Below are 15,621 nucleotides of genomic sequence, written 5' to 3'. Positions count from 1 at the left end.
TTTATTTAGATAGCCGTTTTTGTATTATGTGGTTATTCACTTACCAATCAATAGGGAAGTAATCTTTTAAGAATTTCCCAGACCAATGTTTACCTGAGTTTATTCCATCAATGAGTGGATCTAAAACTCTAGCAGCTCCATCAACAATATCTAATGGTGGTTGGAAGTCGTGTTCCTCTTGTTTCTTTTTAGAAATTTGAGCAGGATCTTCATCAGTTACCCAGCCAGTATCAACTGCATTCATATAAATACCATCTTTAGCAAGCGTACTAGCAGAAGTATGAGTTAACATATTTAGTGCAGCTTTTGCCATATTGGTATGCGGATGACGGTCTTCTTTATGGAATCTATGGAATTTCCCCTCCATTGCAGACACGTTAATAATATGCTTTTTACCTGTATTGTCTTTCTGCATTAATTTACCTAGTCGGTTACATAACACAAAAGGTGCAATAGAATTAACCAATTGAACTTCAACCATTTCAGGTGTTTCAATTTCGCCAATTCTTAACCTCCAAGAGTTAGTTGTACGTAAGTCAACTTGTTGTAAATCTGCATCTAATTTACCTTCTGGAAAAACTTCTTTAGTAGCAATAGAATTATCAAAGCTATATGGAATCTGTGATAATTTTGCTGATGCTCTAATACCAATACCTGGTTCAGAAGTTGACCATTTTACAGGTAATCTTCTATTTTTTGCACTTTCACTACCTTGAGATAGATCAGAGAGTTCATTTAAGCAATACTGATGTTCAGAAAGCAATGTCTGTGTATCAGTAGGTAATGCTTCAAAAGGCATTTCCTCTCCAGCCATCATGTGTTCATAAAAGCCAGAAGGTCTACGAACGGTTTGTGCAGCATTATTGATTAGAATATCTAATCTACCGTACTTTTGCTCTATATAATTACAGAAAATCTCTACAGATGGAATATGTCTTAAATCCAATCCATGAATTTTTAAACGATGACCCCATTCTTTAAAATCTTCTTCTTTGGCAAATCTATTTGCTGAATCTACAGGGAATCGGGTAGTAGCAACAACAGTTGCACCTGCTCTAAGCATAATTAAAGTAATGTGGTATCCAATCTTTAATCTAGAACCAGTTACTACTGCTATTTGACCTGTTAAATCTGCACCTTGGAAACGTTTTGCATAGTTAAAATCTCCACAATCCGGGCACATCTGATCATAAAAATGATGTAACTGTGTATATTCTGCTTTACAAACATAGCAGTTCCTTGGTTTTGTCAATTTTGGCATCTCCTTAGGAATATCAAGAGATTCCAATAATTTTGGAGCGACAAAAACTTGTGCTTCTCTAGCACTTCGAATACCCGTTTCTTTACGAGCATGCTTATTTCTTTCTTGCTCCTTACGTTTTTGTGCTTTTCGTTTATCCTTTCTACGACTTTCGTATTCTTCTCTACTTGGTCGTGTTAAACGTCCAGCAGCTTTCATTAAAGCAATACGATTTTGTTCAGGTAATTCAAAAAACTGATTTATATCGTCTAGTAATGTATTAATAGTAGAAACACAATTCTCTACATCGCTTATACTTACTATTTGTTTGTCCTCTTCTTTCATAACTTTTGATAGATATGCAAAATTTGTCGCAATATACAGAATTGTTCTAATTGAAATCGTTAATAGTTTTTATAAATAGACTTTATTAGTAATCATATAATTCCAGAAGTTATAAATACCTTATATTTTTCTTTATATCACTTTTATTAGTGTTCCTTTTAAAGAATTTACCGATTAAAATACGGATTCAAATAGTAGTTAATTCAACTAAATAAATTACATTTAAATAGGAATTATTTGTTTAAACAATAAACTGAAAATACTAACTGTTTTTTTGATCTAATTTATGAACAACCTTAAAAATACAATCACACTTCTTCGTATTCCATTCTCAATCTATTTAATGCCTATCTATTTTTTTGCATTAAGCCAAACTAGTTTGTTGAATACAAGTAAAGCTATTTGGGTGTTTTTTCTTTTACATCTTCTAATTTACCCTGCCAGTAATGGTTATAATAGTTATATGGATAAAGATACTGAAAGTATTGGGGGACTAGAAAAACCACCAATGAGTACAAAACAATTGTATTGGGTAACATTAGGGATGGATATAACAGGTTTATGTTTAGCATTACTATTTGTGAATACTGTATTTACGGGGTTATTATTTGTATATATATTAATGTCGAGAGCTTATAGTTCTAAATTAATCAGATTAAAAAAATTCCCAATACTAGGTTTTCTTACAGTTTTCATTTTTCAAGGATTCTGGACTTTTTGGATGGTTTTTGAAGGTGTAAAATCTGGAAATCTTAATTTTTTCTCCAATTTTCTTCCTTATGCTGCAGTGGCATCAAGTTTTATGATTGGAGGAGCATACCCTTTATCTCAAATTTATCAGCATAAGCAAGATGCAGAAAGTGGAGACAAAAGTTTGAGTATGCTTTTGGGTATAAACGGAACATTTTACTTCGGGACGGTAATGTTTACTATAGCAGGGATATTACTTTATTATTATTTTGAAAAAACAACATTTGTACATTTTTATGTTTTTGTGGTTGCTCTTTTCCCATTAATTATATGGTTTAATTTATGGATGGCAAAAACATTAAAAAATAAAAGTGCAGCAAATTTTAAAAACCTTATGAGAATGAACAACACTTCTGCTTTATGTATGAACGGATGTTACATTCTTCTTGCGGTTTTAAACCATACTGATTTATTTCAGTTATAAGAGAAAAATTAAGAATGACATACATACAAAATATAGCTACCTCATCACCAAATAATAAACATTCTCAGAGTGATTTATTGGCTTTCATGCAGTCAAGTACAACAGATGATATGCACAGGCAACGTAAATTATTGAATATTATATATAAAAACAGTGGGATTGAACATAGACATTCTGTAATTCCAGATTTATATAAATATTTCCTTAACACAACGGTTCCAAATGTAGAAGATAGAATGGATCTTTTTGAAAAAGAAGCCTTACCATTAGCTGTTAAAGCAATAAATAAATGTGTTACAAAAGAACAATTACAAAAAATTACGCACATTATTACAGTTTCTTGTACTGGAATCTCTGCGCCAGGTTTAGAAATTGATATTATCTCGGCATTGGGTTTATCTAATAAAATTGTTAGAACAGCGGTCAATTTTATGGGTTGCTATGCAGCTTTTCATGGTTTAAGAATTGCAGATCAAATATGTAAATCAGATAATACAGCAGAAGTGTTAATGGTTGATGTAGAATTATGTTCTATTCATTTTCAGAATGAAACAGATGATGATAATATTCTAGCCAATTCTTTATTTGCAGATGGTGCAGCTGTTGTTCATTTATCATCAATAAAGAATAAAGATTCTAAATTTGAACTTGTTGGTTTTGATTCTCGATTGGCCTTGTCTGGAAAATCAGAAATGGCTTGGAAAGTGACATCTCTTGGTTTTAAAATGAGGTTAAGTAATTATGTTGCTGATATTATAAGAGATGATATTAAAGGTTTACTTGATGATGTAATTGAGGAGAGAAAATTAGATAGAGGAAAATTAAATTGGGCCTTTCACCCGGGTGGTGTGAAAATATTAAATACCATTGCCGCTGCCATCGGAGTTGATAAAAGTGAACTCCAAACATCATACGATGTGCTTAAAGAAAATGGTAATATGTCGTCTGCAACAGTATTGTTTGTATTAAAATCTTTACTAGACAAGCAAACTAAAGGACCAATTTTCTCTGCAGGTTTTGGACCTGGTTTAACAATGGAGGCAATGACATTAAATCAATTATAAATTATGGATTTAGGACAAAGAAGCAACCAATTGGAATTATTGGATAGAGATGACATACCTGAATTAGATTTACATAAAAATTTAGATGAATTACATACAATTAATTCATTATTAGGAGGGTATAAGGTTGTTTTAGATGGGTTATCAGAATTACTAAAAGATGACAAGCATGTTTATCGAATTCTTGATATCGGTTCTGGAGGAGGCGATACTCTAAAGGAAATCTATAAAAGATTTGGATCAAAATATAAATTAGAATTAATAGGAGTAGACCTTAAAGCAGAATGCATTGATTATGCACGCAAAAATGTAGAAGGTTTACCAATCAAATTTATCCGTTCAGATTATAGAGATATTATAAATGGTGGCGATCAATTTGATATAATTATTACAAATTTATTCTGTCATCACCTTAAAGATAAAGACCTCATATTTTTATTTAGTTGGATGAAAAGAAATGCAACTACCGGATGTGTAATTAATGATCTCCACAGGCATAGTTTGGCTTATTATAGTATAAAATACCTAACTACTTTTTTCTCACGATCGTACTTAGTAAAAAACGATGCTTGTTTATCTGTAGCACGTGGTTTTTCATTGAATGAAATTGAATACTATTTGGAAGCGGCTTTGGTAAGAAATTATTCTATAGAATGGAAATGGGCTTTTCGTTGGCTAATTATTTTAAAAAATGATTAATATTTTTGATGTAGTAATAATTGGAGGTGGTCTTGGTGGATTAACATTAAGTATTCAAATGGCTGATTTAGGTTGGCAAGTACTGTTAATTGAGCAAAAGAATTATCCTATGCATAGAGTCTGCGGAGAATATGTAGCAAAAGAAGCTTGGGGTTTCCTTAACAGAATTGGTATTGATGCAAACGCACTACAATTACCAATAATTGATAAACTCAAAGTTAGTGCTGTTAACGGAGAATTTTTAACTTCTACTCTTACCTCTGGAGGGAGAGGCATAAGTAGGTTTTTACTCGATGATTTATTGTATCAAAAAGCAATTGAAAAAGGTGTTCAGGTAATTACTAATACAAAAGTTTTAGGGGTTCAGCAGATAGCCAAAAGGTGGGAAATAGAAACTAAAGAGAATATTTTTAAGTCTAAATCTGTTATCGGAGCATTTGGTAAAAGATCTAATCTTGATAAATTTTTTAGAAGAAAATATTTAGAAGAAAATTTAAAGAACACTCGTTTAAAAAACTTTGTTGGAGTAAAATATCATTTAAAAGGAGACTTACCTTCTGATATAATCGAACTTCATAATTTTTCTGGTGGTTATTGCGGAATTTCAAAAATAGAGAATGATTTGATTTGTATGTGCTTTCTAGCAAAGGGAAGCTATTTAAAAGACGCTCATTCTTTAGAAGAAATGGAACAAAAATACCTTTCGAGAAACCCCTTTCTCAATAAATACCTTAAATATGAAAGAGTTTGGGATAAACCTTTAAGTATTGCTAAAGTAGATTTTTCACATAAATCTATTTCAGAAAATACTATTCCTATGCTAGGTGATGCTGCTGGATTAATTGCACCACTATGTGGTAATGGAATGACTATGGCAATGCAAGCATCTGTTTTCTTAACACCTCTAATGGATAGTTATTTAAAAGAAGAAATTTCTTGGGAGCAGATGACAGATATTTATCACAAGACTTGGCAATCAACTTTTGGCAAAAGATTATTTACAGGACGAATTATTCAGCGTTTTTTTGGGAATTCTCTAACAACAAATCTATTAATTAAGCTTTTAAATAATTCTTCTACGTTAACCAAAACATTAATTAAGAGCACTCATGGCGAGGTTTTTTAATATATTAATAGCACTTATTTATATATTTTAGCATTTTTTTTACACCTCTACTTAAATGTTACAATGTACATTTATAAAATGTGCAAATTCAAGAAATGATTTTTTGAATTAATGAATTATGATGCTTCAATTATCAAATAAAAAATATACTCTACCAATCGTAGTAATCACGTTAAGTTTCCTTTTTGGTTTCTCAACATTAGATAATACTACGCCTAGTAATAAAAGAAAAAAGCCTAATATTATTGTAATAATGTGTGATGATCTTGGCTATCAAGATGTAGGTTTTAATGGGTGTTTAGATATTCCCACTCCAAATATTGATAAGATTGCTAACAATGGAGTGAAATTTACTAATGCTTATGTATCGTATTCAGTATGTGGTCCATCAAGAGCCGGTTTTATTACAGGAAGATATCAGCAACGTTTTGGTTTTGAAAGAAACCCTCAATATAAAACAGAGGACCCAAATATGGGATTACCAAAAACGGAAAGAACTATTGCGACTACGCTTAAGGAAGTTGGCTATCATTCAGGCATAATTGGTAAGTGGCATTTAGGGGCACACAAAAGTAATCATCCATTAAATAGAGGTTTTGATGAATTTTACGGTCACCTTGGTGGAGGACATGCTTATTTTCCTGAGTTATTAACTATTAAAAATAGTTATGGTGCTGATTTAGAAGAACCGGATAGTTACAAAACATGGATTATGAAAAATCATACACCTGTTAAAACTAACAAATATCTTACTGATGCATTCTCTGATCATGCTTCAGATTTTATAAGAAGAAATGGAAAATCAGATGATCCTTTCTTTTTGTATTTATCTTATAATGCTCCACACTCACCTTTACAAGCATCAGAAAAATACTTAAAACGTTTTGAAAACATAAAAGATAAAAAGCGTAAAACGTATGCAGCAATGGTTAGTGCTGTTGATGATGGAATAGGTCAGGTTCTAGAAGAATTAAAAAGACAAGGTATAGCGGAAAATACAATTATCTATTTTTTATCTGATAATGGAGGGCCTGAGCCAAAAAATGCTTCTAATAATGGTGTATTAAAAGCAGGTAAAGGATCTGTATACGAAGGTGGTTTTAGAGTACCTTTTGCAATGTGTTGGCCAGGAACTATAAAGGCAAATCAGACATTTGATAAAGCCATTAGTTCTCTTGATATTTTTGCAACTGCAGTGGCTTTATCAAGTGCACCAATTGAAAAAGATAAACCTTTAGATGGTGTTAATCTTATTCCTTTTGTGACAGGAAAAGACAATGGTTATCCTCATGAAGTTATTTACCTTAGAAAGTTTGATCAACAAAAATATGCTGTTCGCTATCACGATTATAAATTGATTAGAAATTTAGCGGATAATAAAAATGTTTATGAGCTCTATAATCTATCAACAGATATTAGTGAAACTAAAAATATTAAAAATGAGCATTCAGATAAGGTGCAACAAATTGAAGAACTAAGAATCTCTTGGGATTCAGAACTAATTGATCCTGTTTTTATGGGGTTAATTCATTCTGATTATTGGATCAAGATGCAAGAGAAAAAAAAGAAGAATAAAAATAAACATTTAAAATAGATGTTCTAAGTTAGTTTGTGATGAAGAAATGCTGCTCTACATTATTTATTACAGACTAACACTTTTAACATTATACATTAAACAGCGCGCTACTTAATTTTTTTAGACTACTACTAAATACTTAAGCTCTTTGTATTTAGGTAATGTATTAACAAAACAGATTTATGAAACGAATTACTATTATTTTATGTATTGCTTTATTAACTAGTTCTCTAGCTATTGGGCAATCTACTTTTTATGTAAGCAATGAAGGGAATGACGCCAATGTGGGAACAATTGATCAACCTTTTGCTACAATAACACAAGCAATTACTACAGCCGCAGAGAATGATATAATTCATTTACAAGGAACGCTGACAGAAAATAACATTTCTGTTACTAAATCTTTGACTTTTATTGGGGATAATGCTTCTACTTCTATAGTACAAGCACAAGAAATTAAACCTTCTAACACCGTGGAAGAGGCTATTCTTAACAATAGAATATTTAATATTACACAAAAAAATTTAGTAGTGAAATTTAAGCTTCTAACACTACGTCATGGTAATATTAGAGGAACTTATAATGATGAACAAGAAAAGTATAATTTAGCAGGAGGTTCAGCTATTTATAATAATAACGTAACATCAACGGTTGAAATAGAATACTGTAATTTTATAGATAATTATTCTTACGGGCAAGGAGGTGCATTAACGGCAAAAGGTCCACTAACAATAAAAAGTTCTGCATTTATAAACAATGTTGGATTTCATTTTGGTGGAGCAATATATTCTAATGGAAACTCGAATGACGTAACCATTGAAAATAGCCTTTTTATTGGCAACGAATCTGCATCTATGAATGGTAGTGCATTTGTAATGTCAGTAGGAAACTTAAACCTAAATAACAATACAATTGTTGATAATTATGCTGTAGGGAATAAAAAAGTAGAAGGTATTGAACTTAAAAATAGTGCAGCGGTAGATCAATTTGTAACTATTACTAATAATATAATCTATAACCCAACAAAAAGTTATGGTGATAATGATGGAGGGGTAGACATTTTAGTAAACAGTGCTTTAAATGTCACTGCTCATCATAACATAATTAGTGCTACAGATGATGAAAACCTAATTGATGATACGAATGTAGCAATTACAAGCTTAGATGATCTTGCTTTTGGAGCTTTAACAGTGGATGAAACAACAGGTTTAATTTACTTGCCAATTTATGATATCAGTATTGCATTAGACAAAGGTGATCCTATTACAGCAACTGACTATGACGCATTTAATACTGATAGAAAAACAGATGAAATTCCTGATTTAGGAACATTTGAATTTGGGCAGAATGTTATTTTACCTCCCTCAATTAAAACAGGAGCACACCAAAATTATGCTGAGAATAGCGGATACTTAAAAATAGATATTATTGCTATTGATGCAGTAACATATACAATTACTGGTGGAGACGATAAAGAGCTTTTTTCTGTAAATTCAGAAGGTCATCTTTCTTTTATTAACCAACCTTCTTTAGATCATATAAATGATAAAAATACTGATGGAGTATATGAAGTTGATGTAACAGTAACAGGAGCAAATTCAGGTGAAATAACTCAACGTTTTTATTTAGCAATTACACATGCAGAATTAAATGTAGTAATGATTGTCTTAGACGATTTGAACGATTACATCGGTATTATGGGGGGGAATATGCAAACAAAAACACCAAATATAGATAAACTTGCAGACTCTGGTATTCTATTTACGAATGCTCATAGTAATGCCCCACTTTGTGACCCATCAAGAGCTAGTTTTTTAAGTGGTATTTTGCCTTCAACCTCAAACCATTTTGGAACAGGAGCATCAAATTTTAAAAATAATGAGACATTAATTAACTCAAAATTACTTTCTCAATATTTTCAAGAAAATGGGTATACAACTTATAAAACAGGAAAAATTACACATAGTGCCGCAGGTGAAAATAAATTTGGTTACGATTATTACTTAGAAAATACACATGACTATGGACCTGTTGCTTTTAATGGTAAATCTGGTGTTCAACATCCAGATAATACGCTAGAAATGGGAAAAGAAGGAGGAAGTTTAGATGGAACATTTGGACCTCTATCAAATATTCCTAACGTACCTTATGTGTCTGATGTACAACCTGGTTTTAACGGTTGGTATTCAACTACATTAAAAGAGAAATTTGAATATACTTCTGATGAAGAACGTTCAAAAATGCCTGATGAGAAAAGTGTTGAATGGATAGAACAACAAATCAAACAGTTAGATGAAAAAGACAGCAAAAACCCATTTATGATGTCAGTTGGTCTTATTCGTCCGCACTCACCATTTACAGTTCCTGATAAATATTTTGAACAATTTCCATTAGAGGATATTGAAATACCTGCATCAATATGGAACGATCTTGACGATACTTCAAATAAAGATGGTAGAGGACAATCTATTTTTAATGCCTTAGAAAATCAATATACAGATAGACAAGAAGGGATAAGACGTTATTTACAGGGATATTTAGCGAGTATTGCTTTTGCAGATGAAATGGTAGGTAGAGTTGTAAATGCAGTCGAGAACAGTCAATATGCAGATAATACAGTAATTGTACTTTTTTCTGACCATGGTTATAATATGGGTGAAAAAGATTATGCTTGGAAAAATAACTTGTGGGAACATGCTACAAGAGTTCCTTTAATTATTAAGTCTCCAATTCATAAAAATACAGCGGGTCAAAAGTCGCATCAGCCAGTATCTCTAGTAGATGTTTACCCCACTTTAAAAGACCTTTGTTATTTGACGGGAGATAATAAGAAAAATGAAAAAGGTGCTGATTTAGATGGTCATAGTATGAAACCTTTCTTAGCAAATCCATCAGATGGTACTTGGGAAGGAGATGAAGTAGCTTTAACGAGTGTAGGTAATTGGTATTTCAGATATAAAGATTTCCATAATTACGCACTAAAATCAAAAAGATTTAGATATATCTCTAATTACGAACAAGATGATGAGTTATACGATCATAATTATGATAAAAATGAATGGTTTAATGTAATTGACGAACCTGCCTATGCTGAAGTTAAAGAGGCTATGGAGAAAAAGTTAAACGACATTTTATATAATAACTTAGAAAGTGTAGATGAATTAAGTGATTTCTCAAACGTTATTGATAGTCATAATTTTGGCCCATCTACGGTACAATGGGGTAATTCTATAACTACCGATCCTAGTTTAATTGAAAGAGAAGCAGAAGGGTATGCACATATTACTTATGAGGTAAATGATTTACATGGTTTTTCTGTCGATTTTTGGAATACCTTAAACGGTAGAGATTTAGAAGACAATGGGAAAATAGTTTGTCTATATTCAGTAGATCAAGTAGTATGGGATACTTTAGTAACGAAACAATTTATAGGTAACTACACTTGGGGAAATAACTTAGTAACATTTAGTTCTAGTGCTTCTTTACCAAAAGATATGAAATACCTTAAGATTTCTTTAGAAGGAAATGGTGTTGGTTTTGATAAAGGTAACCTAGGTAAAGTAAGGTTTTATACAAATAATAACGAAGTCCCTTACTTAGGAATTGATAATATTTCTATTTCAGTTGATGAATCAATATTTGAATTAGAAGAAGGTCAATTAAAACCTAACGGACCACTTTTACCCGAAGTTTCTGATGAATTTACTACCACAGACAAATTTTATTCTAGAACAAATAATTTGAATTTCACGAATGATAATGGTATTTCTTACAGAGGTGATAAGAATAGAATGTTTAGAAATGATAACCAAGCAGGAAGTATTATTTATGAAATAGAAGACCTAGAACATTTTAAAATTAATGTTTGGGAAAACCATTCAAAGATAGCTAATACAGCCTTAGATATAGAACTTGTAGATCATGGAATAAATGTATATGTGTCAGCAGATAATAATACTTATACTAAAATAGAAACAAAACAAGCATCTTTATATACTAATGATATTGTGTATGAAAGTGGTGAAATAGATGAATGGAGACACTCTCATGAATTTGCTATTATTCCAGAAAATGCTATTCCAACTGATACTAAATTTGTCAAAATTGAAATAGTTGACACAAATGAAGAAAACAATTCTGGATGGAATTTTCAAGTTGGAGGAATACATTTATATGCTAAGACTTCTGTAAGTTCTGCTAAGTTAGAACAGACAATATCAATTACGACTATAGAAGATAAGGTAGTTTCTGATGAAGCATTTACTATTGACGCCTCAACAACTTCTGGCCTTGCCTTAATTTATGCAATTGAAGGCCCAGCAACGATTGAAGGAAACAAAATTACATTAACTGGTGAAACAGGAGAAGTAAAAGTTACGGTTACTCAAGCAGGAAATGCCATGTATGAAGCAGCGTCAAAAACGGTTACTTTTAATGTAATAACAGTAGATGACCCAACAAAGATGGATCAAGTAATTACTATTTCATCTATAGGTGATCAAGTTGGTGTGCAAGTAATTAACGTTTCTGCTACAACAACTTCTGGTTTAACTTTAACTTATGAAGTAGAAGGTCCTGCAACGTTAAATAATGAAACAATTACTTTATCAGGTGAGGCAGGTGAAGTGACAATTACAGTTACACAAGCAGGTAATGATGAGTATAACCCTGCTTCTGCTAGCATAACTTTCACTGTTACCGAAACAAACGATCCTTTAGCAATTGAAAATGAATGGGAACGTAAATATGTATTGTATCCTGTTCCTGCAGAACATACAATTTATATTAAAGGTGTAAATTCATCTACATCAGTTGCGATATATAATGTTCTGGGGCAGTTTGAATATTCTACAATTTCTACTGGTAGAGTAGATGTTTCGAGTTTACCAGCGGGTGTTTACATAATGAGAATAAACAATGAGGAATCTATAAGGTTTCAGAAAAAATAAATGAAGTAACTAAAGGATGAATATTATGAGCAATATTCATCCTTTTTTTTACACACATTTACAGTGTATTTGATATAAAATGAATGGTATGTTATTTTTAATGTAAAGATTTTTTGAACTGAATGAAATAAACATGTTTACAAAACCAATAAATTTCCTAATCATTTTTTTTCTGGTATTTACAAATACTAATGCTACTCCGCCAGTAAAAACAAATAAAACAACGCCACCTAATATTATCATTTTTTTAGTAGATGATATGGGATTAATGGATACATCATTACCTTTTGCTATTGATGGAAATGGGAAATCTATTGTGCATCCATTAAATCAGTTTTATAGAACACCAAACATGGAAAAGTTGGCAATGCAAGGCACAAAATTCACTAACTTTTATGCACATAGTGTTTGCTCACCAACAAGAACTTCTTTAATGACAGGTCAAAATTCTGCTAGACATAAAGTAACCAATTGGATTAAATCAGAAGAAAATAACAAAACACCTTTTGGTCCTAAAGACTGGAATTGGAATGGCTTAACAAAAGAAAACGTCACATTACCAAAAATTCTTCAAGCCAATGGTTATAGAACTATACATGTAGGCAAAGCTCACTTTGGACCTTACGGTAGCGAAGGTGAAGAACCTATGAATTTAGGATTTGATGTAAATATTGCTGGGAGTTCAATTGGACAACCTGGTAGTTATTACGGTAAAGACGGATTTGGTCATATTGCAGGTAATAAAGCGAGAGCAGTTCCAGGTTTAGAAAAATACCATAATAATGAGATTTTCTTAACTGAGGCACTAACATTAGAAGCAAATGCTGCAATATCAAAAGCCAAAGATGAGCACAAACCGTTCTTTTTATACATGGCTCATTATGCATTACATGCTCCATTTAATCCAGATCCTAGATTTATAGATAACTATAAAGATGCTGGGATGAATGAAAGAACGCAAGCTTATGCCTCATTAGTAGAAGGGATGGATAAATCGCTTGGTGACATTATTGAACACGTAAAACAATTAGGTTTAGGCGAAAACACAATTATACTTTTTATGGGAGATAATGGTTCTGATGCACCTATTAAACTAGTTGATAATTACGGAAGTTCTACACCCTTTAAAGGGAAAAAAGGTAAACATTGGGATGGGGGAATGCGCGTTCCTTTTATTACATCGTGGGTAACTCCAAGTCAGAAAAATAAAAATCAAAGAAAAATACCTGTTGGAATAAATGCCACTCAAAATCAAATTGGAACTGTAATAGATATATTTTCAACGGTGTGCGAACTATCAGCAACAGAAATACCTGAACAATATATTACAGATGGTTTTTCTTTAAAAACTCAGTTTAACGGGAAAGAGAATAAGAAAAGAACAAATGAGTTTATAAATCACTTTCCACACAAGCATAGGTCTAGTTACTTTACGAGTTTTATTGATAACGATTGGAAAATAATTTACCATTATCAAATTAAAAAAGGACCAAAATATGAATTGTATAATATTAGTAACGATCCTTATGAGACAACAAATTTAGCTACTGATAATCCAGTAAAGTTGAATGAAATGATGGTGAAATTAGAAATTGAGTTAACACAAATGGAAGCTTTATATCCAGAAAAAAATGGCACTCCATTAAGATTAATAATTCCACAACAGTAGTAATATAATTAGCTATGCAAAGCTTATTTTTACTAATCCAAATTTAATTGATCAATTTTGTACTAGTGTTGAAATACTGAGTGCTTATATCACTTTATTTAAATGGGTAGATTGCATTTATTAAATAGCAATTCTATATTTTTTGATTTCACTGACATGAATAGATTACTTATTACTATCCTTTTTTGTTCCTTTCTTTTTGTTCATGATAACTATGCACAAAAAAAGAAAGACAAACCAAATATACTTTTTATAATGTGTGATGATCTTAATGATTATCAAGGAGTATTTGGAGGACATCCACAAGCTAAAACACCTAACATTGATAAATTAGCAAAATCAGGTACACGTTTTCTTAATGCTCAATCTAACATTCCTGTTTGCCAGCCTTCTAGAAATAGTTTATTTACTGGGGTTTATCCTTCAGCATCTTCAGATTTTGGTTGGACACCACATTTAAAACAGAAAGTATTAAAACATAATAAAACATTTGTACAAGTCTTAAAGGAAAATGGTTATTATACATTGGCTTCAGGTAAATTAATGCATGCTAACGAAAAAGAAGTATGGAACGAATGGGGGCTTGATATTAAACATAATTATGGACCATTTTATTATAATGGCGACAAATTAGCTGCACATCCTTCGGTTCCTGCTCCCTTTAATAAAATTGGACCAATTGATGGATCGTATGGTAGAATTTCGGAAATGCCCAATCATAATGGGGAGAGAGGTGTTCCTGGTTTAGTTGAAGGGTGGAACATGAAACCTGTTAAATACAACTCTGACAGTGATAGAGATTTATTATATGATGAAAAGCATGCTGAATGGGCAGTCAATAAATTTAAAGAATTTGCAAATACTAAAACTGAAAAACCATTTTTTATGGGGATCGGATTTGTAAGACCTCATACTCCTTTACATGCTCCAGATAAATATTTTGACATGTTTCCTTTAGATAAAATCGAGTTAGATAAGTGGACTGCAGATGATACGGATGATATTTACTATCAAGAAATATTCGGTACAAAAGGTAAAGGTTCTAGATATTATAGAGATTTATTATCATCGTATAATGGTGATAGAGAATTAGCATTAAAAACATTTTTACAAGCATATTTAGCCTGTGTAGCTTTTGTTGATGCTCAGATTGGAACTGTACTAGAAGGTTTAGAAGCTTCTGGACTTGCAGACAATACAGTTGTAATTTTCACTTCAGACCATGGTTGGCAAATGGGCGAAAAAGAGCTACTTTTTAAAAATACAGTGTACGAAGAGGCAACAAGAATTCCTTATGTTATAAGAGATCCAAAAGCAAAGAAAAATCAAGTGGTAACGCACCCTGTAAGTTTGGTAGATCTTTACCCAACAGTGTTAGACTTTGCAGGTATTGAGGCCTCTAATTTAAAAGCAGAAGGTGGTGCAGAATTAGGAGGATATAGTGTTATACCTTTCATAGAAAATCCTAAAACAAAAAAATGGGAAGGACCTGAAGGAGCTTTAAGCGTAAAAGGAGTTTGGGGAGCAGTATCTAAAAACTTTAAAGTGAACGAGCAAAATTATTCATACAGAACAGAAAAGTGGAGGTATATACATTACACCGATGGTAAAGAAGAATTATACAATCATTTTACAGACCCTTATGAATGGAAAAATGTTGCATCAGATAAAAAATATGCTGAAGTAAAAGCGGATTTGAAAGCACAAATGGAGACCATTATTAAAGTGAAATTTAATGATATTGTAAATTAGGTTCTTGATAAATGTAATGAATAGCTG

9 protein-coding genes are annotated in these 15,621 nt (G+C 31.7%); 8 read left to right on the top strand and 1 reads right to left on the bottom strand.

The genetic code is table 11. The features are described from left to right. Positions 1–40: 40 nt before the first annotated feature. On the bottom strand, positions 41–1,585 hold the full coding sequence (locus KM029_RS20160) for an SDR family oxidoreductase (protein WP_144076652.1): 1,545 nt from the start codon (positions 1,583–1,585) through the stop codon (positions 41–43). A gap of 286 nt (positions 1,586–1,871) precedes the next feature. Between KM029_RS20160 and KM029_RS20155 the strand changes: the two genes are divergently transcribed. The 8 genes from KM029_RS20155 (at position 1,872) to KM029_RS20120 (ending at position 15,594) form a co-directional block, all read left to right on the top strand. Further along, positions 1,872–2,759, top strand: coding sequence for a UbiA family prenyltransferase (locus KM029_RS20155; protein WP_144076651.1), 888 nt, complete (start codon positions 1,872–1,874; stop codon positions 2,757–2,759). A 14-nt stretch (positions 2,760–2,773) separates the two neighbouring features. Then, a complete protein-coding gene (locus KM029_RS20150; protein WP_144076650.1) occupies positions 2,774–3,823 on the top strand; it encodes a type III polyketide synthase in 1,050 nt (349 codons plus the stop codon). 3 nt (positions 3,824–3,826) lie between these two features. Continuing rightward, entirely contained in the window at positions 3,827–4,522 is a 696-nt protein-coding gene (locus KM029_RS20145; protein WP_144076649.1) for a methyltransferase domain-containing protein, read from the top strand. Continuing rightward, the gene (locus KM029_RS20140; protein ID WP_144076648.1) at positions 4,515–5,648 is read left to right on the top strand and encodes an NAD(P)/FAD-dependent oxidoreductase; all 1,134 of its coding nucleotides are present in this window, start codon (positions 4,515–4,517) and stop codon (positions 5,646–5,648) included. Before KM029_RS20145 ends, KM029_RS20140 begins: the two co-directional genes overlap by 8 nt. 118 nt (positions 5,649–5,766) lie before the next feature. Then, positions 5,767–7,242 carry a sulfatase family protein gene (locus tag KM029_RS20135; RefSeq protein WP_205125534.1) on the top strand — a complete coding sequence of 492 codons (1,476 nt, stop codon included), beginning with the start codon at positions 5,767–5,769 and terminating at the stop codon, positions 7,240–7,242. A gap of 164 nt (positions 7,243–7,406) precedes the next feature. After that, on the top strand, positions 7,407–12,173 hold the full coding sequence (locus KM029_RS20130) for a sulfatase-like hydrolase/transferase (RefSeq protein ID WP_144076647.1): 4,767 nt from the start codon (positions 7,407–7,409) through the stop codon (positions 12,171–12,173). Positions 12,174–12,306: 133 nt separating this feature from the next. Continuing rightward, positions 12,307–13,842, top strand: coding sequence for a sulfatase-like hydrolase/transferase (locus KM029_RS20125; RefSeq protein WP_184679445.1), 1,536 nt, complete (start codon positions 12,307–12,309; stop codon positions 13,840–13,842). 156 nt (positions 13,843–13,998) lie between these two features. Further along, the gene (locus tag KM029_RS20120; protein WP_205125533.1) at positions 13,999–15,594 is read left to right on the top strand and encodes a sulfatase; all 1,596 of its coding nucleotides are present in this window, start codon (positions 13,999–14,001) and stop codon (positions 15,592–15,594) included. Positions 15,595–15,621 lie beyond the last annotated feature (27 nt).

This window comes from Flammeovirga kamogawensis (assembly GCF_018736065.1).
Lineage (GTDB): Bacteria > Bacteroidota > Bacteroidia > Cytophagales > Flammeovirgaceae > Flammeovirga > Flammeovirga kamogawensis.
The sequence above is the reverse complement of the archived record's forward strand: the minus strand, read 5'-3'. Positions and strand labels throughout refer to the sequence as shown.

Coding starts and splice junctions, on each gene's coding strand:
- KM029_RS20125 (WP_184679445.1), top strand. CDS start 12,307: ATGTTTACAAAACCAATAAATTTCCTAATCATTTTTTTTCTGGTATTT.
- KM029_RS20160 (WP_144076652.1), bottom strand. CDS start 1,585: ATGAAAGAAGAGGACAAACAAATAGTAAGTATAAGCGATGTAGAGAAT.
- KM029_RS20135 (WP_205125534.1), top strand. CDS start 5,767: ATGATGCTTCAATTATCAAATAAAAAATATACTCTACCAATCGTAGTA.
- KM029_RS20140 (WP_144076648.1), top strand. CDS start 4,515: ATGATTAATATTTTTGATGTAGTAATAATTGGAGGTGGTCTTGGTGGA.
- KM029_RS20120 (WP_205125533.1), top strand. CDS start 13,999: ATGAATAGATTACTTATTACTATCCTTTTTTGTTCCTTTCTTTTTGTT.
- KM029_RS20130 (WP_144076647.1), top strand. CDS start 7,407: ATGAAACGAATTACTATTATTTTATGTATTGCTTTATTAACTAGTTCT.
- KM029_RS20145 (WP_144076649.1), top strand. CDS start 3,827: ATGGATTTAGGACAAAGAAGCAACCAATTGGAATTATTGGATAGAGAT.
- KM029_RS20155 (WP_144076651.1), top strand. CDS start 1,872: ATGAACAACCTTAAAAATACAATCACACTTCTTCGTATTCCATTCTCA.
- KM029_RS20150 (WP_144076650.1), top strand. CDS start 2,774: ATGACATACATACAAAATATAGCTACCTCATCACCAAATAATAAACAT.